This window comes from Anoxybacillus sp. FSL W8-1294, assembly GCF_037965005.1.
In the GTDB taxonomy this organism is placed as follows: domain Bacteria; phylum Bacillota; class Bacilli; order Bacillales; family Anoxybacillaceae; genus Anoxybacillus; species Anoxybacillus flavithermus_G.
Window position 1 is genome coordinate 946,878 of sequence record NZ_CP150179.1, and the last position, 20,954, is coordinate 967,831.

A 20,954-nucleotide genomic window follows, 5' to 3' on the forward strand; every position below is an offset into this window, starting at 1 on the left:
TTGATACCTTAATAGTAGATTTAGCACTCGCTTTATTAGAGTGCTAACAGAGGTGATGAGCATTGCTATCCGATCGCCAATTGCTAATTTTAAAAGTGATTGTTGATGAGTTTATTCGTTCAGGGCATCCTGTTGGTTCGCGAACGTTATCGAAGAAGGAGGATATTACGTTTAGCTCGGCGACGATTCGCAATGAAATGGCGGATTTAGAGGAGCTTGGGTTTATTGAAAAAACACATATCTCCTCTGGTCGCGTCCCGTCTCAAAAAGGATATCGTTATTATGTTGACCATTTATTGCCGCCAGTTCGGTTAACACAAAAGGATGTGCAAACGATTCAGTCGATTTTTCATGAACAAATATACGAATTAGAAAAGCTTATTCAAAAGTCGGCGCAAATTTTATCAGACTTAACGAACTATACGACGGTTGTGCTCGGTCCTTCAGTAAAAGAACATAAGTTAAAAACGATTCAAATTATTCCGCTCAATGCGGAAACGGCTGTCGCGATTATTGTGACCGATACAGGTTATGTTGAAAAACATGTTGTGACGCTCCCGCCATCTATTCCACCATCAGATGTTGAAAAGATGGTAAACATTTTAAATGAACGGTTGACGGGTGTCCCTTTAGAAGATTTGACAGATAAAATTCAAACGGAAGTTGCGCACGTTCTTCGCGAACACATCCAAAGCTACGACCACATGTTGCGCATGATTTCGTCTTCTTTAGATTTAAATGCGCCTGCGCAAATGTTTTTAAGCGGAAAGATGAACATGCTTCGTCAGCCGGAATTTAGCGACATCGACAAACTTCGTGCTTTATTTAACATCATTGAACAAGAAAAAGAGTTTTATCGTTTACTAAGAAAGCATAACCAACAAGGTATCCAGGTGAAAATCGGTACCGAAAACGATGTCGAAGGGATGGAAAACTGCAGTTTAATTACAGCGACATATTCCGTCGGTGGGGAGAAACTTGGCACAATCGCTGTGCTTGGCCCAACCCGTATGGAATATTCGCGCGTCATTTCGCTGCTAAACCTTGTTGCAACGGATTTGTCGAAGGTGTTAACGATGTGGTATCAAAAATATTAGCGATGTCAATATTATGGATGGGGAATTTCCCCATCCGCTTTTCGAGTGTTTAAGGGAGGTGAGAAGATGGAGAAAGAACAGCGTACATATGATGAAACGATTGAACAACATGAGGATGCACAAAGCGAGCAAGCATCAGAAGAGCAAGTGGAAAATGAAGCAACGCAACAAGAAGAAAAAGATGAGTTAACGCTTGCTTATGAAAAAATTGCTCAATTGGAAGCGAAGTTGGCAGAAACAGAAAATCGTTTCCTTCGTTTACATGCTGATTTTGACAATTATCGTCGCCGTGTGCGTTTAGATATGGAAGCGGCTGAAAAATATCGCGCGCAAAGCTTAGTTTGTGATTTGTTGCCGATTTTAGATAACTTTGAACGCGCATTACAAGTGCAAGTCGAAGATGAAAAAGCAAAATCGTTACTGCAAGGCATGGAAATGGTTTATCGTTCGTTAATCGAAGCGTTGAAAAAAGAAGGCGTCGAAGCGATCGAATCGGTTGGAAAACCGTTCGATCCGCATGTGCACCAAGCGGTGATGCAAGTCGACGATCAAAACTATGAACCAAACACAGTTGTGGAAGAGTTTCAAAAAGGTTACAAACTAAAAGATCGTGTTATTCGTCCAGCAATGGTCAAAGTAAATCAATAGGGAGGGATTATGGATGAGCAAAATTATCGGTATTGACTTAGGTACAACAAACTCTTGCGTTGCTGTATTAGAAGGCGGTGAACCAAAAGTTATTCCAAACCCAGAGGGAGGTCGCACGACACCATCTGTCGTTGCGTTTAAAAACGGTGAGCGTTTAGTTGGTGAAGTCGCAAAACGTCAAGCGATTACAAACCCAAACACAATCATTTCAATTAAACGCCATATGGGTACAGACTATAAAGTACAAATCGAAGGAAAAGAATATACGCCACAACAAATTTCTGCGATGATTTTACAATACTTAAAATCATATGCAGAAGCATATTTAGGCGAACCTGTGACACGTGCGGTCATTACTGTCCCAGCTTACTTTAACGATGCGCAACGTCAAGCAACAAAAGATGCGGGCCGCATCGCAGGCTTAGAAGTCGAGCGTATCATCAACGAGCCGACAGCGGCAGCATTAGCGTACGGATTAGATAAAATGGATGAAGATCAAACGATTCTCGTATACGACCTTGGTGGCGGTACGTTTGACGTCTCCATTCTTGAGCTAGGTGACGGTGTATTCGAAGTAAAAGCTACTGCTGGTGACAACCATCTTGGTGGTGACGATTTTGACCAAGTTATCATCGACTATTTAGTTGAAGAATTTAAAAAAGAACACGGCATCGATTTATCGAAAGACAAAATGGCATTGCAGCGCTTAAAAGATGCGGCGGAAAAAGCGAAAAAAGAACTTTCTGGCGTGATGCAAACGCAAATTTCATTGCCGTTTATTAGCGCAAACGAAAACGGTCCACTTCACTTAGAAATGACGTTGACGCGCGCAAAATTTGAAGAATTATCCGCACACTTAGTTGAACGCACGATGGGTCCTGTTCGTCAAGCGCTAAAAGACGCTGGATTGACGCCTGCGGACATCGATAAAGTTATTCTTGTCGGTGGTTCAACGCGCATTCCAGCTGTTCAAGAAGCAATTAAAAAAGAAATCGGAAAAGAGCCGCATAAAGGCGTAAACCCAGATGAAGTTGTCGCAATTGGTGCAGCGATCCAAGGTGGCGTCATTGCTGGTGACGTGAAAGACGTTGTGTTGTTAGACGTGACACCACTTTCACTCGGTATCGAAACGATGGGTGGCGTCTTTACAAAATTAATTGAACGTAACACGACAATTCCAACAAGCAAATCGCAAATTTTCACAACGGCAGCGGACAATCAAACAGCGGTAGACATTCACGTTTTACAAGGTGAACGCCCAATGGCTGCCGACAACAAAACGCTCGGTCGCTTCCAATTAACAGACATTCCACCAGCTCCGCGCGGTGTGCCGCAAATTGAAGTAACGTTTGACATTGATGCAAACGGTATTGTACACGTACGTGCGAAAGATTTAGGTACAAATAAAGAACAATCGATTACAATTAAATCTTCTTCTGGCTTATCTGAAGAAGAAATTCAACGCATGATTAAAGAAGCAGAAGAAAATGCAGAAGCAGACCGGAAGCGGAAAGAAGAAGTGGAACTTCGCAACGAAGCAGATCATCTCATTTTCACAACAGAAAAAACATTAAAAGAATTGGAAGGAAAAGTAGACGAAGCGGATGTGAAGAAAGCGCAAGAAGCAAAAGATGCGTTAAAAGCAGCGCTTGAGAAAAAAGATATCGAAGACATTCGTGCGAAGAAAAATGCGCTGCAAGAAGTTGTCCAACAGCTTTCAATTAAGCTATACGAGCAAGCAGCTAAACAAGCGCAAGCTCAACAAAGCGAAGGCAAAAAAGACGATAACGTCGTCGATGCAGAATTTGAAGAAGTGAAAGAAGATAAGTAAACAAACGAAAAAGTCAAAGTCAGGCCTGCCTTGGCTTTGACTTTTTTGCTATGGAAACATCAAATGTATTGCGCAACAAGTTGAGACAATGATAAAATTACGTTCATGTGAACGAGTCGGGAGTGGGTGATCATGAGTAAACGAGACTATTATGAAGTGCTCGGTGTGAGTAAAAACGCGACAAAAGAAGAAATTAAGAAGGCGTATCGAAAGTTATCGAAACAGTATCATCCAGATATTAATAAAGCGCCCGATGCAGCAGAAAAGTTCAAAGAAATAAAAGAAGCATACGAAGTGTTAAGCGATGACCAAAAGCGCGCGCACTACGATCAGTTCGGTCATACCGATCCGAATCAACAGTTTGGTGGATTTGGCGGCGCTGATTTTGATTTTGGTGGATTCGGTGGCTTTGAAGATATTTTTAGTAGCTTTTTTGGTGGAGGGCGCCGACGTGATCCGAACGCGCCACGTGCAGGGGCCGATTTACAATATACGATGCGTTTGAAGTTTGAAGAAGCAGTTTTTGGAAAGGAAACAAATATTGAAATTCCACGTGAAGAAACGTGCGATACGTGCCACGGTTCGGGTGCGAAGCCGGGAACGAAAAAAGAAACGTGCGCACATTGTCACGGTACAGGACAATTAACGATTGAACAAGCGACGCCGTTTGGTCGCATCGTAAACCGCCGCGTTTGTCATTATTGTGGCGGTACAGGACAGTTTATTAAAGAAAAATGTTCGACATGTCATGGAACAGGTCGTGTGAAAAAACGAAAAAAAATTCATGTCAAAATTCCAGCTGGTGTCGATGATGGCCAACAATTGCGTCTAGCGGGTCAAGGTGAACCAGGAATAAACGGAGGACCATCCGGAGACTTATATATCGTTTTCCACGTTGAACCACATGAGTTTTTCGAACGGGATGGCGATGACATTTATTGTGAAATGCCAATTACGTTTACACAAGCCGCGCTCGGAGCGGATATTGAAGTGCCAACGTTGTACGGTAAAGTGAAGTTGAAAATTCCAGCTGGCACGCAAACAGGAACAAAATTCCGTTTGAAAGGAAAAGGAGTACCGAATGTGCATGGGTACGGAAAAGGAGATCAACATATTCGCGTTCGTGTTGTCACACCAACGAAATTAACGGAACGTCAAAAACAATTGTTGCGTGAATTTGAACAACTCAGTCAAGGGAATGGCCAAGAAGACAGCTTTTTTGCAAAAGTGAAGCGAGCATTTAAAGGGGAGTAACGTGAAGGAGGAGTTGGTAGATTTATGAAATGGTCAGAAATAAGCATTCATACAACACACGAAGCGGTCGAGGCAATTTCAAATATTTTACACGAAGCAGGTGCTGGTGGTGTCGTCATTGAAGATCCGTTTGAACTAACGAAAGAACGAGAAACGACTTACGGGGAAATCTACCAACTCAATCCTGACGATTACCCCGAAGAAGGCGTCATTATTAAAGCATATTTACCGGTGAATAGTTTTTTAGGTGAAACGGTCGAAGAAATTAAACAAGCGATTAATAACTTAATGTTATATAACATCGACATTGGACGAAATAAAATTACAATTAGCGAAGTGAATGAAGAGGAATGGGCAACAGCGTGGAAAAAGTATTACAATCCGGTTAAAATTTCTGAGCGATTTACGATCGTTCCGACATGGGAGACGTATGAACCGGTTTCAAGCGATGAATTAATTATTGAATTAGATCCGGGCATGGCGTTTGGTACAGGCACGCATCCGACAACAGTTATGTGTATTCAAGCGCTTGAAAAAACGGTTAAAGAAGGGGATACAGTCGTTGATGTCGGTACAGGATCAGGCATTTTAAGCATTGCGGCTGCGATGTTAGGGGCAAAGCGTGTCCATGCGCTCGATTTAGATCCAGTTGCGGTAGAAAGTGCAAAATTGAACGTGAAGTTGAATAAAGTGCACGATGTTGTCACCGTTTCGCAAAACAATTTACTTGATCGAATGGATGAACAAGCAGATGTCATCGTCGCAAATATTTTAGCTGAAATTATTCTTCGTTTTGTCGACGATGCGTATCGTCTGTTGCGTTCAGATGGTGTGTTTATTACATCAGGTATCATTCAAACGAAAAAACAAGAAGTGAAGGAAGGGCTTCTTCGTGCTGGTTTTACCATTGAAGAAACGTTAACGATGGAAGACTGGGTTGCGTTTATTGCGAAAAAACAATAAAAAGGGTGTTCGTGTTGCAACGATATTTTGTACGTAACGAGCAAATCGTTGGCGATCACGTCATGATTTCTGGCGATGACGTCCATCATATCGGACGGGTGATGCGCATGAATGAAGGGGATCGCCTTCTTTGTTGTAATGAACGTAGTGAAACGATGCTTTGTGAGATCGAACAAATTTCCAATGATTTTGTTCACTGCCGTATTATACAATGGATAGAGGCAAACGTTGAACTTCCTGTACACGTATATGTCGCAAGCGGATTGCTAAAAGGAGATAAATACGAACTCGTTTTACAAAAAGGAACAGAGCTTGGAGCAAAAGGGTTTCTTCCGCTTATCACCTCTCGTTCGATCGTGAAATGGGACGAGAAAAAAGGGGATAAAAAAGTGGAACGTTGGCAAAAAATCGTGAAAGAAGCGGCTGAACAGTCGCACAGAGCTTACATGCCATCTGTTTGTGCTCCGATGACGATTCGTGAACTTATTGCATGGGCGCGCGACATCAATTATAAATATATTGCGTATGAAGAAGAGGCGAAAGAAGGACGTCACCGTTCGTTTGCTCATCTTCTTCAAACGATGAGCAAGGAGGACTCTCTCCTCATCGTTTTTGGACCAGAAGGAGGCCTCTCTGAACAAGAGGTGGCGTTATTAAAAGAACATGGATTCGTCGCATGCAGTCTTGGGCCACGTATTTTACGGGCAGAGACAGCGCCATTATATGCATTATCCGCTGTATCTTATGAATGGGAACTTAGGTGAGGTGATCTACATGCCAACGGTTGCATTTCATACGTTAGGATGCAAAGTGAATCATTACGAAACAGAAGCGATTTGGCAGTTATTTAAACAAGCAGGATACGAGCGAAAAGACTTTGAAAGCCACGCCGATGTATACGTTATTAATACGTGTACAGTAACGAATACAGGCGATAAAAAAAGCCGTCAAGTCATTCGTCGCGCGGTGCGCCGCAATCCTGATGCAGTCGTTTGTGTAACGGGCTGTTATGCGCAAACGTCTCCAGCGGAAGTTATGGCGATTCCTGGTGTCGATATCGTCATCGGGACACAAGATCGCAGCAAAATTTTAGAGTACATTGAGCAGTTTAAACAACAACGCCAGCCAATTAACGGTGTGCGCAATATTATGAAAACGCGTGTATATGAAGAGCTTGATGTGCCTGCATTTACCGATCGAACGCGGGCGTCGCTAAAAATTCAAGAAGGGTGCAATAACTTTTGTACGTTTTGCATTATTCCATGGGCGCGCGGTTTAATGCGCTCGCGCGATCCGAAAGAAGTTATTCGTCAGGCGCAACAACTCGTTGACGCGGGATATAAAGAAATTGTATTGACGGGCATTCATACAGGCGGATATGGAGAAGATATGAAAGATTACAATTTCGCCATGTTGTTGCGCGATATTGATGAGCAAGTAAAAGGATTAAAACGTTTGCGCATTTCATCGATTGAAGCGAGCCAAATTACAGATGAAGTGATCGACGTATTGAGACAATCGGATAAAATCGTCCGTCATTTACACATTCCGTTGCAATCTGGTTCAAACGCGGTGTTAAAGCGAATGCGCCGCAAATATACAACTGAATTTTTTGCGGAGAGACTAGCTCGTTTACGTGAAGTATTTCCAGACTTAGCTGTAACATCAGATGTAATCGTCGGTTTCCCTGGGGAGACGGAAGAAGAATTTATGGAAACATATGAATTTATTCGCGAGCAACGCTTCTCCGAACTGCATGTCTTTCCATACTCAAAACGGACAGGCACACCAGCCGCAAGAATGCCAGATCAAGTCGATGAAGAAGTGAAAAACGAGCGCGTGCATCGTTTAATTGCACTTTCCGATCAGCTAGCGAAAGAGTACGCATCAAAGTTTGAAGGACAAGTGCTTGAAGTCATTCCAGAAGAGCTTTATAAAGAAGATCCAACGAGCGGATTATATGTCGGTTATACGGATAACTATTTAAAAGTGAAATTCCCAGCAACAGAAGAAATGGTCGGTCAACTCGTGAAAGTGAAAATTACAAAAGCAGGCTATCCATATAACGAAGGGGAATTTGTTCGTGTCATTGACGATGCTCATGAAGCCATTCGGCTAAGCTCATAAAAAGAAGTTGACTTATGAGCTTGGTTATATTATACTTTGAAAGTACATGTTTTAACATGTACCAAGGATTAGCGGTTTTGTTCGGAGGGAGGGAAGTAGGATGTCAAAAACGATCGTTCGTAAAAACGAGTCGCTTGAAGATGCTCTTCGTCGCTTCAAACGTGCGGTTTCAAAAACAGGTACGTTGCAAGAAGCAAGAAAGCGCGAATTCTATGAAAAGCCAAGCGTAAGACGTAAGAAAAAGTCTGAAGCGGCTAGAAAGCGCAAATATTAAAAGAGGGTGTATTTATGAGTCTTCTCGAACGTTTGAACAATGATATGAAGCAAGCGATGAAAAACAAAGAGAAGGACAAATTATCGGTCATTCGCATGGTGAAATCCGCTTTACAAAATGAAGCGATTAAACTTGGCAAAACGTTGACCGAGGATGAAGAATTAACCGTACTTTCTCGCGAATTAAAACAGCGTAAAGACTCCCTCCAAGAATTTGAAAAAGCTGGTCGCACAGACCTTGTTGATAAAGTCAAGGAAGAAATTACGGTTCTTGAACTTTACATGCCGAAGCAGTTGAGCGAAGAAGAGCTTGTGCAAATCGTAAAAGAAACGATTGCCGAAGTCGGTGCTTCCTCAAAAGCGGATATAGGTAAAGTGATGGGAGCGATCATGCCGAAAGTGAAAGGAAAAGCTGACGGCTCGCTCGTGAACAAACTTGTTCAACAACATTTAAGCTAAAAACACCTTACGAGTTCGTAAGGTGTTTTTTCATTTTTGAAACTTTTTTTCTTTCCATACGTACATAATAAAAGGTGAAGGGAGGAAAAACGATGGCCGGTTTCATTATTGCTTTTACGCATCCGTTTCTTGCTGCGCTTTTACTCATCGCCGGCAGCGTGTTGTTTGTTTGGCAACTATACGATGCACGTTGGGGATGGAAAGGAACTGTAAGCCTCATTTGCTTTTTGCTTTTTTTCTCATCGCATTTAGCAGCTGGTTTAACCGGCGTTGGGGCGATGATGTTGTTTGCTATTGGTCTTATTTTGTTAGTCATTGAGTTGTTTGTGCCAGGTGGCGTCATTGGTTTTCTCGGGCTCGGTACGCTCGTGTGGAGTTTATTTTTGGCAGCAAAACATTCCCCATTTGTTACGATGTCGTTAGCAGTAGCCATTGTGGGTGCGCTTATGATGGGATTATGGCTTAGCCGAGTAAGCAAAAAGAAGATGGCGCTTTTTGAAAAAATAGTGCTGACCGACGAACAGCGGAATGAAGAAGGATATGTGTCCCATGAGGCACGTATGGATTTAGTCGGGAAACGCGGAGTGGCCATCACTGTATTGCGGCCAGCAGGAACAGCGCTCATTGATGGCGAACGTGTAGATGTTGTCACAGAAGGAGAATATATTGAACGACATCGACCAATTGAAGTTATTCATGTAGATGGGTTAAAAGTCGTCGTTCGAGAATGTAAAAAAGAGGAGGAAGTCGTATGACACCTGATCAACTTTTATTTATTATTGCAATTGCGTTAGGGCTTGTGTTATTAGCTGTATTCTTTTCGTTCGTTCCAGTTATGCTTTGGATTTCCGCGCTTGCTTCTGGTGTGCCTATTAGTATTTTTACGCTTATTGGGATGCGTTTACGCCGCGTCATTCCATCACGTGTCATTAATCCACTAATTAAGGCAAAAAAAGCAGGGCTTGATGTCACGACTAACCAGTTAGAAAGCCACTATTTAGCCGGAGGAAATGTTGACCGTGTCGTTAACGCTTTAATCGCTGCACAGCGAGCGAATATTAATTTAACGTTTGAACGTTGTGCGGCAATCGATTTAGCAGGACGAAATGTATTAGAAGCGGTACAAATGAGCGTCAATCCAAAAGTCATTGAAACGCCGTTTATTTCTGGCGTGGCGATGGACGGCATTGAAGTGAAGGCGAAAGCACGTATTACCGTGAGAGCTAATATTGATCGGTTAGTCGGTGGCGCAGGGGAAGAGACGATTATTGCTCGCGTCGGGGAAGGTATTGTATCAACGATCGGGTCCCAACATGACCATAAAAAAGTGCTTGAAAATCCAGATATGATTTCACAAACTGTTTTAGCAAAAGGGTTAGACTCAGGAACGGCGTTTGAGATTTTATCGATCGATATTGCAGATATTGATATTGGGAAAAATATTGGTGCAGAATTGCAAACAGACCAAGCGGAAGCGGACAAAAAGATTGCACAAGCGAAAGCGGAAGAGCGTCGGGCGATGGCAGTTGCACTTGAACAAGAAATGAAAGCACGCGTGCAAGAAATGCAGGCGAAAGTCGTGGAAGCCGAAGCGCAAGTGCCGCTTGCGATGGCAGAAGCACTCCGTTCGGGTAAGCTTGGTGTCATGGATTACATGAACTTAAAAAACATTATGGCGGACACGAATATGCGTGATTCGATTGGGAAACTTACACAAAACCCAGATGAGGAAAAAAGGTGAGGAATAAATGATGACGCTCATCGATTGGCTTCTTGATAACATATTTGTCGTGTTTATTTTAGGAGCGTTTATTTCTTGGATTGGAAAACGCATCAAAACTGTGGAGGAAACAGTTGAACGAACACAACAGCAAGAACAAAAAACAACGGTCGTTGTGACAGAAGTAGAACCGAAAGTGACGACGCGTCCAGTTAAGAAGGTGCAAGAGCAAATGACTGTATCACAGCCAGCAGAAGAGCAACATAAAAAGACGAAACAATTGCCGACACATCCGCTCGTGCAAGGTGTGATCTTTTCAGAGGTACTCGGTCCGCCGCGCGCAAAGCGTCCGTACGGTAGAAAATAAGTGCTATAACCCCCATTTCGCTCATACATATGAGATGAAAGGGGGTTTTGTTTATGATCGGAAAATGGAAAAACAAAATGCGACAATGGTTAACAAATCAAATGGAACTGCCTGCGGACGTTGTCGCTGACCTCCCCCGCATTACGATGATTGGGCATATTCATATTTACATAGAAAACCATCGCGGTTTACTTCTGTTTACAGATCGCGAATTACGCTTGTTGTTAAAAAATGGTCAGCTACTTGTTAAAGGGGAATCGTTTAGCATTAAAACGATTTTGCCAGAAGAAATTTTGCTCGAAGGGAAAATTAGTCAAGTATTATATTTAGAAGAATAGGGGGGGACGGGTGTGAAAAACGAGTGGATGTATCGAATGTCAGGCAACTTGCGCATACGTATTGTTGGAAAAGGATTAGAACGGTTATTAAATGAATTTACACGCCGCGGGATATACGTATGGAACGTGAGGCGAGAGGGAGAACATTCGCTCACGTGTTATATACTTCTTCGCGATATTCGCCACGTGCGAGTAGCGATGCGTAAAAGTGGTTGTAAGCTATATGTGCTTGAGCGACATGGGGCACCGTTTTGGTTGAAAGCGTCATGGAAAAATAGCGGTATCGTTGTCGGACTAGTTGCTTTTATATGCATCGTTTTTTTATTGTCTAATATGATTTGGCGCATTGAAATCACAGGAGCAAATCCAGAAGTAGAACATACGGTGAGGCAACAATTAAAAAAGATGGGGGTTGAACGTGGTGCGCTACAGTTTGTGATTCCGAGTCCCGAAACGATCCAGCGTACGTTAATGAATATGGACGCGGTAACATGGATTGGTGTTGAATGGCGTGGAACAACGCTATATTGCCGAGTCGTTGAAAAAAAGCAACCGACAGAAACGAAATCGAATACCCCCCAACATCTTGTTGCAAAGAAAAAAGCGGTTATTACGTATATGTTTGTTGAGCAAGGGCAAGCAGTTGTAGAAATAAATGATCATGTCGTTCCGGGACAACTACTCGTTTCTGGATTTATTGGGAAAGAAGGACAAACAAAGATCGTGCCAGCGCGCGGTCAAATTTTAGGTGAGACGTGGTACAAGTCTACAGTCGTCGTTCCGATGAAAACAGAACTTTATATGTTGACAGGGAAAAAACGCGAAACACATTACGTTCATTTTTGGTCGTGGAAAATCCCGTTTTTTTGGAATCATAAAGAGAAATTTTCAACATTTGAAAAACAAGTCGATGAAAAAACGTTTCGTTTCTTGACATGGACGTTACCGATTCGCTATGAAAAAGCAGTGTGGCACGAAAAAGAAATCGCTGTTCGTGAATATTCATACGATCAAGCAAGGAAAGTGGCGAAACAAATCGCGCGTGAACAGTTAAAGCGACAGCTGCCTTCGGATGCGACCATCCAAGGTGAAAAAGTTTTGCATGTGACGAAGGAGAATGGTAAAGTAAAAGTAGAAATGCATTACCAAGTCATTGAAAACATTGCGACACCACAACCAATTATTCAAGGAGATTGAGGAATGTCGGAACAGTTTGTCACGATTTACCCTAACGTACAAAATGCAGATGAAGCGCTTGCTTTATTTGGTACGCACGATGTTCATTTAAAGCGCATTGAGCAGGAGCTCGGTGTTTCAATTGTGACGCGCGGAGAAGCGATAAGCGTGTCAGGAAGCAAGCAACATGTTGAGCTTGTTGATGAATTGCTTCGCCATTTGTTACTTGTTATTCGTAAAGGTATTGTGATTAGCGAGCGAGATGTGCTTTATGCACTACAAATGGCGAAAAACGGAACAATTTCTTACTTCGTTGAACTATACAACGAAGAAATTGGAAAAAACGCGAAAGGAAAAGCGATTCGTGTCAAAACGCTCGGTCAGCGTCAATACGTATCAGCTATCCAGCGCCACGACTTAATTTTTGGCATCGGACCAGCAGGAACAGGAAAGACGTATTTAGCGGTTGTGATGGCTGTACAGGCATTGAAAAACGGACAAGTCAAACGCATTATTTTGACGCGTCCGGCTGTGGAAGCGGGCGAAAATTTAGGCTTTTTGCCGGGAGATTTAAAAGAAAAAGTGGATCCGTATTTACGTCCGCTTTACGATGCGCTTCATGACGTGCTCGGTCATGAGCATACACAACGATTAATTGAACGCGGTGCCATTGAAATTGCTCCGCTTGCCTATATGCGCGGTAGAACGTTAGATGATGCGTTCGTCATTTTAGACGAGGCGCAAAATACAACACCTTCGCAAATGAAAATGTTTTTAACACGTCTTGGTTTTGGTTCGAAAATGGTCATTACCGGCGATATTTCGCAAGTCGATTTACCAAAAGGTGTTCGTTCTGGGCTTATGATTGCAAAAGATATCTTAACGAATGTAAACGGAATTTCATTCGTCTTTTTGGAGCAAGCTGATGTTGTACGCCATCCGCTTGTCGGCAAAATTATCGCCGCATATGAAGATGCTGGAATGTAAATGTGACCCGCACTCATGTGGGTCCTTTTTGCACTTTAACGGAGAGAGGGAAGAGTATGTTAATTATTGATTTTATCGATGAAACGAATGAGATGACCGAAGAGCAGATTAATCTCATTGAGCAATTATTGCAACACGCTGCAAAAGAGGAGCATGTGCCAGATGATGCAGAAGTGAGCGTCACGTTTGTTGATAATGAAAAAATTCGCGAAATTAATCGCGATTATCGCGGAAAAGATCAGCCGACCGATGTTATTTCGTTCGCCCTTGAGGAGATGGGTGAAGAAGAAATTGAAATTGTCGGTATAGATGTACCACCTGTGCTTGGAGATATTATTATTTCCGTTCCAAAAGCGCGTGAGCAGGCAGAACAATACGGTCATTCGTTTATGCGCGAACTCGGTTTTCTAGCTGTACACGGTTTTTTACATTTACTCGGTTACGATCATGAAACGGAAGAAGAAGAGAAAGTAATGTTTGCAAAACAAGAGCAATTATTACAACAGTTCGGCTTAACGAGATGATCGATTGTGCGTTGGAAACGATTTGTCACTAGCGTATGGTATGCTTTAAATGGGGTTCGTCTTGCGGTTTGTTATGAGCGAAATATGCGCATTCATCTCGTAGCCGCGATTATTGTGATCGTCGCTGCAGCGGTATTTCGCGTTTCGAAAATGGAATGGCTTGTGTTGCTGATAACGATCGGTATCGTTATCAGCCTGGAAATTGTCAATAGCGCAATAGAACGGGCGGTCGATTTAGTGACGGATGAGTATCGACCATTGGCAAAGGAAGCAAAAGACTTAGCAGCTGGTGCCGTACTTGTCTTTGCTTTTCTTTCTATCATCATTGGCATTTCCATTTTTTTGCCTTATTTACATGTATTTTTTAAAAATTCTTTACATTTTCATAAATAGTAGTGAAATCGCGCTCATATTTTGGTAAAATAAAAATCAAGCATAACTTTATGCGATGGAGGTTTTTATGATTCAGGAAGGATATAAATCAGGATTCGTAGCAATTATCGGACGACCAAATGTAGGGAAATCTACATTTTTAAATCGCGTCATCGGGCAAAAAATTGCGATTATGAGCGATAAACCGCAAACGACGCGCAATAAAATTCAAGGTGTATACACAACAGATGACGCACAAATCATTTTCATTGATACGCCAGGCATTCATAAGCCGAAACATAAGCTTGGCGACTTTATGGTGAAAGTAGCGCAAAGCGCGTTGCAAGAAGTTGATTTAATTTTATTTATGGTGAATGCTGTAGAAGGGCTCGGCCGCGGTGACGAGTTTATTATTGAACGTTTAAAACAAGTACAAACGCCAGTGTTTTTAGTCATTAATAAAATTGATGAAGTGCATCCTGATGATCTATTACCGCTGATTGAGCAATATCGCTCACTCCATTCGTTTGCCGAAGTCATTCCTATTTCAGCGTTGCAAGGAAATAACGTAGAAACGTTGTTGCAGCAAATTAAAAACTACTTACCTGAAGGACCGCAGTATTATCCTGCGCATCAAGTGACAGATCACCCGGAGCGATTTATTATCGCCGAATTTATTCGTGAAAAAGCGCTCCATTTAACGCGCGAAGAAGTACCACATTCCATTGCAGTTGTCATCGATTCGATTGAACGTCGGGAAAATAGCGATACCGTATATGTGGCGGCGACAATTATCGTTGAACGTGATTCGCAAAAGGGAATTATTATTGGCAAACGCGGTCAAATGTTAAAGGAAATCGGTCAACGTGCACGTGCTGATATCGAAGCGCTACTCGGTTCGAAAGTGTTTTTAGAGTTGTGGGTGAAGGTACAAAAAGATTGGCGTAATAAAATGGCACATTTGCGAGACCTTGGCTATCGTGAAGATGAATATTAATGCTGTAAAATTTTAAATAACATTGTGACAGCGACAAACGGACAAACTACAAGTGAGCTGCTCAATCACCGTCAACTAACGAGAGAAAGGTGTGGTTCGATGCTCGATTTTACGTGGAAGCTATTTAGTCAAACAGGAAATATTGACACGTATCTTTTGTTTAAGGAGCTAGAACGCGAAACGAAAGAGCAGGCGAGCGATTCTACGTATCATTTAAGTGAACGAGATTACCACGTCCTGTAACTTTGGAAGGTTATGTTGTATGTTTGAAAAATGCGAAGGAATTGTCATTCGAACAATTGACTATGGAGAGACGAATAAAATCGTCACAATATTTACGCGCGAATGGGGGAAGGTTGCTGCGATGGCACGTGGAGCAAAAAAGCCGAGCAGCCGCCTTTCTTCTGTCACGCAAATATTTACATACGGTATATTTTTAATTCAAAAAAGTCGCGGGGTTGGAAGCTTGCATCAAGGGGAATTGCTTTCAACGATGCGCTATATACGTGAAGATATTTTTTTAACAGCATACGCTTCATACATTGTCGAATTGACGGATAAAGCAACGGAAGAAAGACGCCCGAATCCATATTTATTTGAACTTCTTTTACAAACGCTCACATATATGAACGAAGGACTCGATGCGGAAGTGTTGACGTATATATACGAGATGAAGCTGCTTCCGGCATTCGGGCTATATCCGAAGTTAGACGGCTGTGCCATTTGCGGAGAAAAAGAAGGGACGTTTGCTTTTTCGATTGCACAAGGAGGATTTTTGTGTCACCGCTGTTTTGAGCACGATCCACACCGCATTCCGATGACCCCATCGGTTTTAAAATTACTTCGCCTTTTTTACTACGTTGATTTGTCTCGCATCGGTCAAATCGCTGTCAAATCGGAAACGAAACAACAAATAAAAACGATTATTTCAGCTTATTACGACGAATATTCGGGCCTTTCGCTGAAGACGAAACGTTTTTTACAGCAACTACATACGTTGGACGGTAAAAGCGGACAAATATAACGTTGTCCGCTTCCCACTTTTGTTTGCAAAATACGAAGATGAATTATAATATGATGTTATAATGTAGCCTATTGTAAGGTGGTGAGCGACAATCGAACTCAATAAACGTCAAGAACAAATTTTGCAAATCGTCAAAGATCACGGCCCAATTACTGGGGAGCATATTGCTGAAAAGCTCAACTTAACACGTGCGACGTTACGTCCGGATTTAGCGATTTTAACGATGGCAGGGTATTTAGAAGCGAGACCTCGTGTTGGCTATTTTTATACAGGAAAAACAGGGACACAGTTGCTTGCTGATAAAATTAAGAAAATGAAGGTGAGCGACTATCAATCCATTCCGGTTGTCATTCATGAAAACATGAGCGTTTATGATGCGATTGTTACGATGTTTTTAGAAGATGTCGGGACGTTGTTTGTTGTGGATGAAGAGTCGCTGCTTGTCGGTGTGCTATCCCGAAAAGATTTGCTGCGCGCCAGCATCGGAAAACAGGAGTTGACGTCTATTCCTGTCAATATCATTATGACGCGAATGCCGAATATTACATTTTGTGAAAAAGATGATTTGTTGATTGATGTCGCCCAAAAGCTAATTGAAAAACAAATTGATGCGATGCCAGTCGTTAAAAAAGTCGACAAAGGGTATGAAGTCATTGGACGTATTACAAAAACAAACATGACAAAGGTGCTTGTCGCGTTAGCAAAAGAAGACGTGCTTTAAAGGGGGAAAAATATGAGTCAAATCGTATATGTCGTATCCGATTCAGCAGGGGAGACGGCCGAACTCGTTGTGAAAGCAGCAGCGAGCCAGTTTCAAGGAGCGCTCGTTCAATTTCGTCGTGTTCCGTACGTAGAAGATGTTGGAACGCTATCAGAGGTTGTCGCTTTAGCAAAAATGAACCGAGGAATTATCGTCTTTACATTAGTTATACCCGAGATGCGTCAATTTTTATTAGCGGAGGCAGCACGTGAAGGAGTTCCTGTATACGATATTATTGGACCGCTCATTGAACAAATGGAACAACTATTTCAAATGGCACCACGTTGTGAACCAGGTCCTGTTCGTGTATTAGATGAAGACTATTTCCGAAAAATTGAAGCGATCGAATTTGCGGTAAAATATGATGATGGACGTGATCCTCGTGGCATTTTGCGAGCTGATATCGTTTTAATTGGGGTATCGCGCACCTCGAAAACACCACTATCGCAATATTTAGCCCATAAACGTTTTAAAGTCGCGAACGTGCCGATCGTTCCAGAAGTCGATCCGCTTGAAGAACTATTTCAAGTTTCGCCTAAAAAATGTTTCGGTCTAAAAATTAGTCCAGAAAAGTTAAATGAAATTCGCCGAGAGCGTTTGAAATCACTTGGATTAGATGATCGTGCCATTTACGCAAACATTGACCGAATTAAAGAAGAGTTGCAATATTTTGATGAAATTGTAAAGAAAATTGGTTGTGAAGTTATCGATGTAACAAACAAAGCCGTTGAAGAAACAGCGAATGTCATTATAAATATTATGCGCAAAAGAGAAAAATAAACAAGTGAAGCACAGTCACAACGTGTGATATGTGCTTTTCCTTTTTATAAAAACATTTGTATAGCCAACTAACGTTTTTTATATTATAATAAAAAATTGTGATAAAACAGGTTTAGACTGAACATAGGACGAATAAACTATTTATAGCTAATTGTCAAGTGACAATGCATCGGGATTTTCGACAATATTTTTTCTTAAAAAGAAGGATTGTTTCGCGCGATGGAGAATAAAAACATACAAAACCGTTGGGACAAAGCCACACGTTTTGTCGAAATATGTTTGGAGTTGTTGAAATATGGGACAACGCATTCCTGAAGAAACGGTTGAGCACATCCGTCGCTCAGTCGATATTGTAGACATCGTTCAACAGTATGTCTCACTAAAAAAGCAAGGGCGCAACTACTTTGGGTTATGTCCTTTCCACGGAGAGAAAACACCTTCTTTTTCCGTTTCACCTGAAAAGCAAATTTACCATTGTTTCGGTTGTGGGGCAGGTGGAAATGTGTTTTCATTTTTGATGGAAATTGAAGGGGTTTCTTTTATCGAAGCTGTCAAACGGCTAGCACCACGAGCAAATGTTGATTTGTCGCACGTCGTTGATGATCATTTGCCAACTGAGCGAACAGAAACAGCTACGATGATTGCTGCGCACGAGTTGCTAAAAAAGTTTTATCATCATTTGCTTATGCATACAAATGAAGGAGAAGAAGCATTAAATTATTTGCTTCAAAGAGGCTTTACCCGCGAAATCATTGAACAGTTTGAGATTGGATACGCTTTGCCAGCTTGGAATGCGGCCGTCACATTTTTAACAAATAAAGGTTTTTCGCTTCCCCTTATGGAAAGGGCAGGGTTAATTGTAAAAAAGTCAGGCGAGGACTCATACTTTGATCGTTTTCGACACCGCATTATGTTTCCGATTCACAATCATCACGGAGAGACGGTTGCTTTCTCAGGAAGGGCGATCGGAAACGAAGAGCCGAAATACTTAAATAGTCCTGAAACACTTATTTTCAACAAACGCAACATCTTATATCACTTCCATGAGGCACGGTTACCGATGCGCCAAAAGCAGCAAGTGGTGTTATTTGAAGGATTTGCGGATGTCATTGCTGCTGTGCAAGCTGGCCTTTCCCATGCGGTAGCAACGATGGGAACAGCCTTATCAGAAGAACAGGCACGCATGCTTCGGCGCAATGCTTCATCTGTCATTGTGTGCTACGATGGTGATCGAGCTGGAATAGATGCTGCGCTTCGGGCTTCCGAGACGCTGACGGAAGCTGGTTGCTATGTTAAGGTAGCGATGATACCAGACGGGCTCGATCCTGATGAGTACGTGCGCAAATATGGTGCTGACCGCTTTCGTCATCATGTGCTTGACGCGAGCTTATCGCTTACCGCATTTAAGCTAGAATATTTGAAGCGCGGACGCCATTTGCAAAATGAAAGCGAACGGCTTCGTTATATTGAAGAAGCAGTCAGAGAAATTAGTCGCTTATCTAATGCTATCGAAGCCGATTATTATTTGCGACAACTAGCGGATGAGTTTTCGATCTCTCTCGATGCGTTACGGGAACAAGTGATGATTCACGGAAAGAAACAGCAAATAGAGCGTAAACAAGAGCGCCGTGAAACAGTCATCTTACCTGCGAAGGCGAAATTGCTACCAGCTTTTCAAAAAGCGGAGCGAATGTTAATTGCCCATATGTTGCGCGACAAATCGATCGCATTTACGGTACAAGAGGCGATCGAAGGCGCGTTCAACATCGAGGAGCATCGCGCTATTGCTGCTTATGTATATGCGTTTTACGAAGAAGGACACGAACCCGATGTGAGCTCGTTGCTTGAACGCATTCATGATTCGCAGCTAAAACGCATTGTTACGGAATTGTCGATGATGCCAATTAACGAAAATATTTCATCGGCTGAGTTACAAGATTACCTCCAATGCGTGCTCAATTATCCGAAAGAGCAGTTGCTTAAACAAAAAGAAGCAGAACTGCGTGAAGCTGAACGTCAAAAAGATTATGAGCGCGCGAAACGTATTGCTAGCGAAATGATTGCGATGCGAAAGTCTTTGTATTTTGGAAGGAGGGGAATAAATGGCTGAAAAGTCAACACATTCCGATTTAACGTTAGAACAAGTAAAAGAACAATTAGTTGAACTAGGTAAAAAACGTGGTGTTCTTACCTATGAAGAAATTGCCGAGCGATTATCCCCGTTTGATCTCGATTCCGATCAAATGGATGAATATTATGAGTATTTAAGTGAGCAAGGGATCGAAGTTGTCGGTGAATCTGATCTAGATGATACGGATTTAGATGACCCGGACTTCGATGATTTAAAAGACGAAGAGTTCGATTTAAACGATTTAAGCGTTCCGCCTGGTGTAAAAATTAATGACCCTGTTCGTATGTATTTAAAAGAAATTGGTCGCGTTCCGTTATTGTCGGCAGAGGAAGAAATTGAGTTAGCAAAACGCATTGAGCAAGGTGACGAAGAAGCCAAACGTCGCCTAGCTGAAGCAAACCTTCGCCTTGTTGTGAGCATTGCAAAACGTTATGTCGGTCGCGGTATGCTCTTTCTTGACTTAATTCAAGAAGGGAATATGGGTTTAATTAAAGCGGTCGAAAAATTTGATTACCGCAAAGGATATAAATTCAGCACATATGCAACATGGTGGATTCGCCAAGCAATTACGCGGGCGATTGCTGACCAAGCACGCACGATCCGTATTCCTGTTCATATGGTTGAGACAATTAATAAGCTTATTCGCGTTCAGCGCCAGCTTTTACAAGACTTAGGACGCGAGCCATCTCCAGAAGAAATTGCAGAAGAGATGGATTTAACGCCAGAAAAGGTGCGCGAGATTTTAAAAATTGCTCAGGAACCTGTGTCGCTTGAAACGCCAATTGGTGAAGAAGATGATTCACATTTAGGCGATTTTATTGAAGACCAAGATGCGACATCTCCAGCTGAACATGCCGCGTATGAACTATTGAAAGAACAGCTTGAAGACGTATTAGATACGCTAACAGATCGGGAAGAGAATGTGCTTCGTCTTCGCTTTGGTCTTGATGACGGACGTACGCGAACGCTCGAAGAAGTCGGAAAAGTGTTTGGCGTCACGCGCGAACGCATTCGTCAAATTGAAGCAAAAGCGTTGCGGAAACTGCGTCATCCAAGCCGAAGCAAACGTTTAAAAGACTTTTTAGAATAACCGTTTACAAGAAATAGTTTACTTCTTACAATGGAA

At 42.2% G+C, this 20,954-nt stretch carries 24 protein-coding genes; all 24 read left to right on the plus strand.

The features are described 5' to 3' along the window. Positions 1-62: 62 nt before the first annotated feature. The 24 genes from hrcA to rpoD all read left to right on the plus strand — a co-directional run bounded on the left by hrcA (position 63) and on the right by rpoD (position 20,918). Positions 63-1,097, plus strand: a complete 1,035-nt coding sequence (gene hrcA / locus NSQ23_RS04960) for a heat-inducible transcriptional repressor HrcA (protein WP_192948247.1) — start codon at positions 63-65, stop codon at positions 1,095-1,097. A gap of 66 nt (positions 1,098-1,163) precedes the next feature. After that, positions 1,164-1,745: a nucleotide exchange factor GrpE gene (gene grpE, locus NSQ23_RS04965; RefSeq protein WP_339173446.1), complete on the plus strand. Its 582-nt coding sequence runs from the start codon at positions 1,164-1,166 to the stop codon at positions 1,743-1,745. Positions 1,746-1,758: 13 nt separating this feature from the next. Further along, the gene (dnaK, locus tag NSQ23_RS04970) at positions 1,759-3,576 is read left to right on the plus strand and encodes a molecular chaperone DnaK (protein WP_339173448.1); all 1,818 of its coding nucleotides are present in this window, start codon (positions 1,759-1,761) and stop codon (positions 3,574-3,576) included. Between the two features lie 132 nt (positions 3,577-3,708). Then, entirely contained in the window at positions 3,709-4,830 is a 1,122-nt protein-coding gene (dnaJ, locus tag NSQ23_RS04975) for a molecular chaperone DnaJ (RefSeq protein WP_339173450.1), read from the plus strand. A gap of 24 nt (positions 4,831-4,854) precedes the next feature. After that, entirely contained in the window at positions 4,855-5,793 is a 939-nt protein-coding gene (gene prmA / locus NSQ23_RS04980; RefSeq protein WP_064214127.1) for a 50S ribosomal protein L11 methyltransferase, read from the plus strand. Positions 5,794-5,807: 14 nt separating this feature from the next. Continuing rightward, complete coding sequence (locus NSQ23_RS04985) at positions 5,808-6,557, plus strand: 16S rRNA (uracil(1498)-N(3))-methyltransferase (RefSeq protein WP_339173453.1); 750 nt, start codon at positions 5,808-5,810, stop codon at positions 6,555-6,557. Positions 6,558-6,567: 10 nt separating this feature from the next. Next, positions 6,568-7,920 carry a tRNA (N(6)-L-threonylcarbamoyladenosine(37)-C(2))-methylthiotransferase MtaB gene (mtaB, locus tag NSQ23_RS04990; RefSeq protein WP_004889459.1) on the plus strand — a complete coding sequence of 451 codons (1,353 nt, stop codon included), beginning with the start codon at positions 6,568-6,570 and terminating at the stop codon, positions 7,918-7,920. A 100-nt stretch (positions 7,921-8,020) separates the two neighbouring features. Continuing rightward, entirely contained in the window at positions 8,021-8,194 is a 174-nt protein-coding gene (gene rpsU, locus NSQ23_RS04995) for a 30S ribosomal protein S21 (protein ID WP_003393897.1), read from the plus strand. A 14-nt stretch (positions 8,195-8,208) separates the two neighbouring features. Continuing rightward, positions 8,209-8,652, plus strand: a complete 444-nt coding sequence (locus NSQ23_RS05000) for a GatB/YqeY domain-containing protein (protein ID WP_004889461.1) — start codon at positions 8,209-8,211, stop codon at positions 8,650-8,652. A gap of 92 nt (positions 8,653-8,744) precedes the next feature. After that, a complete protein-coding gene (locus tag NSQ23_RS05005; protein ID WP_339173457.1) occupies positions 8,745-9,407 on the plus strand; it encodes an NfeD family protein in 663 nt (220 codons plus the stop codon). Next, positions 9,404-10,393 (plus strand): flotillin-like protein FloA, encoded by a 990-nt coding sequence (floA, locus tag NSQ23_RS05010; RefSeq protein WP_339173459.1) that lies wholly within the window; start codon positions 9,404-9,406, stop codon positions 10,391-10,393. Before NSQ23_RS05005 ends, floA begins: the two co-directional genes overlap by 4 nt. A 7-nt stretch (positions 10,394-10,400) precedes the next feature. Next, a complete protein-coding gene (locus NSQ23_RS05015) occupies positions 10,401-10,739 on the plus strand; it encodes a hypothetical protein (protein ID WP_004889468.1) in 339 nt (112 codons plus the stop codon). A gap of 53 nt (positions 10,740-10,792) precedes the next feature. Beyond that, positions 10,793-11,077: a sporulation protein YqfC gene (gene yqfC, locus NSQ23_RS05020; protein WP_004889469.1), complete on the plus strand. Its 285-nt coding sequence runs from the start codon at positions 10,793-10,795 to the stop codon at positions 11,075-11,077. Positions 11,078-11,089: 12 nt separating this feature from the next. Then, positions 11,090-12,274, plus strand: coding sequence for a sporulation protein YqfD (gene yqfD / locus NSQ23_RS05025; protein WP_339173464.1), 1,185 nt, complete (start codon positions 11,090-11,092; stop codon positions 12,272-12,274). A gap of 3 nt (positions 12,275-12,277) precedes the next feature. Then, positions 12,278-13,240: a PhoH family protein gene (locus NSQ23_RS05030; protein ID WP_339173466.1), complete on the plus strand. Its 963-nt coding sequence runs from the start codon at positions 12,278-12,280 to the stop codon at positions 13,238-13,240. Between the two features lie 56 nt (positions 13,241-13,296). After that, positions 13,297-13,764 (plus strand): rRNA maturation RNase YbeY, encoded by a 468-nt coding sequence (ybeY, locus tag NSQ23_RS05035; protein WP_129000576.1) that lies wholly within the window; start codon positions 13,297-13,299, stop codon positions 13,762-13,764. Between the two features lie 6 nt (positions 13,765-13,770). Beyond that, on the plus strand, positions 13,771-14,157 hold the full coding sequence (locus NSQ23_RS05040) for a diacylglycerol kinase family protein (RefSeq protein WP_004889475.1): 387 nt from the start codon (positions 13,771-13,773) through the stop codon (positions 14,155-14,157). A gap of 67 nt (positions 14,158-14,224) precedes the next feature. Continuing rightward, complete coding sequence (era, locus tag NSQ23_RS05045; RefSeq protein ID WP_171699695.1) at positions 14,225-15,133, plus strand: GTPase Era; 909 nt, start codon at positions 14,225-14,227, stop codon at positions 15,131-15,133. 99 nt (positions 15,134-15,232) lie between these two features. Further along, positions 15,233-15,376 carry a YqzL family protein gene (locus NSQ23_RS05050; protein WP_004889477.1) on the plus strand — a complete coding sequence of 48 codons (144 nt, stop codon included), beginning with the start codon at positions 15,233-15,235 and terminating at the stop codon, positions 15,374-15,376. 19 nt (positions 15,377-15,395) lie between these two features. Further along, complete coding sequence (gene recO, locus NSQ23_RS05055; RefSeq protein ID WP_004889478.1) at positions 15,396-16,157, plus strand: DNA repair protein RecO; 762 nt, start codon at positions 15,396-15,398, stop codon at positions 16,155-16,157. 91 nt (positions 16,158-16,248) lie between these two features. Further along, complete coding sequence (locus tag NSQ23_RS05060) at positions 16,249-16,878, plus strand: helix-turn-helix transcriptional regulator (RefSeq protein ID WP_171699729.1); 630 nt, start codon at positions 16,249-16,251, stop codon at positions 16,876-16,878. Positions 16,879-16,890: 12 nt separating this feature from the next. Then, positions 16,891-17,697 carry a pyruvate, water dikinase regulatory protein gene (locus NSQ23_RS05065; RefSeq protein WP_339173471.1) on the plus strand — a complete coding sequence of 269 codons (807 nt, stop codon included), beginning with the start codon at positions 16,891-16,893 and terminating at the stop codon, positions 17,695-17,697. Positions 17,698-17,992: 295 nt separating this feature from the next. Next, a complete protein-coding gene (gene dnaG, locus NSQ23_RS05070) occupies positions 17,993-19,807 on the plus strand; it encodes a DNA primase (RefSeq protein ID WP_339173473.1) in 1,815 nt (604 codons plus the stop codon). Then, positions 19,800-20,918, plus strand: coding sequence for an RNA polymerase sigma factor RpoD (gene rpoD, locus NSQ23_RS05075; protein WP_192953960.1), 1,119 nt, complete (start codon positions 19,800-19,802; stop codon positions 20,916-20,918). Before dnaG ends, rpoD begins: the two co-directional genes overlap by 8 nt. The last annotated feature ends 36 nt before the right edge of the window (positions 20,919-20,954 follow it).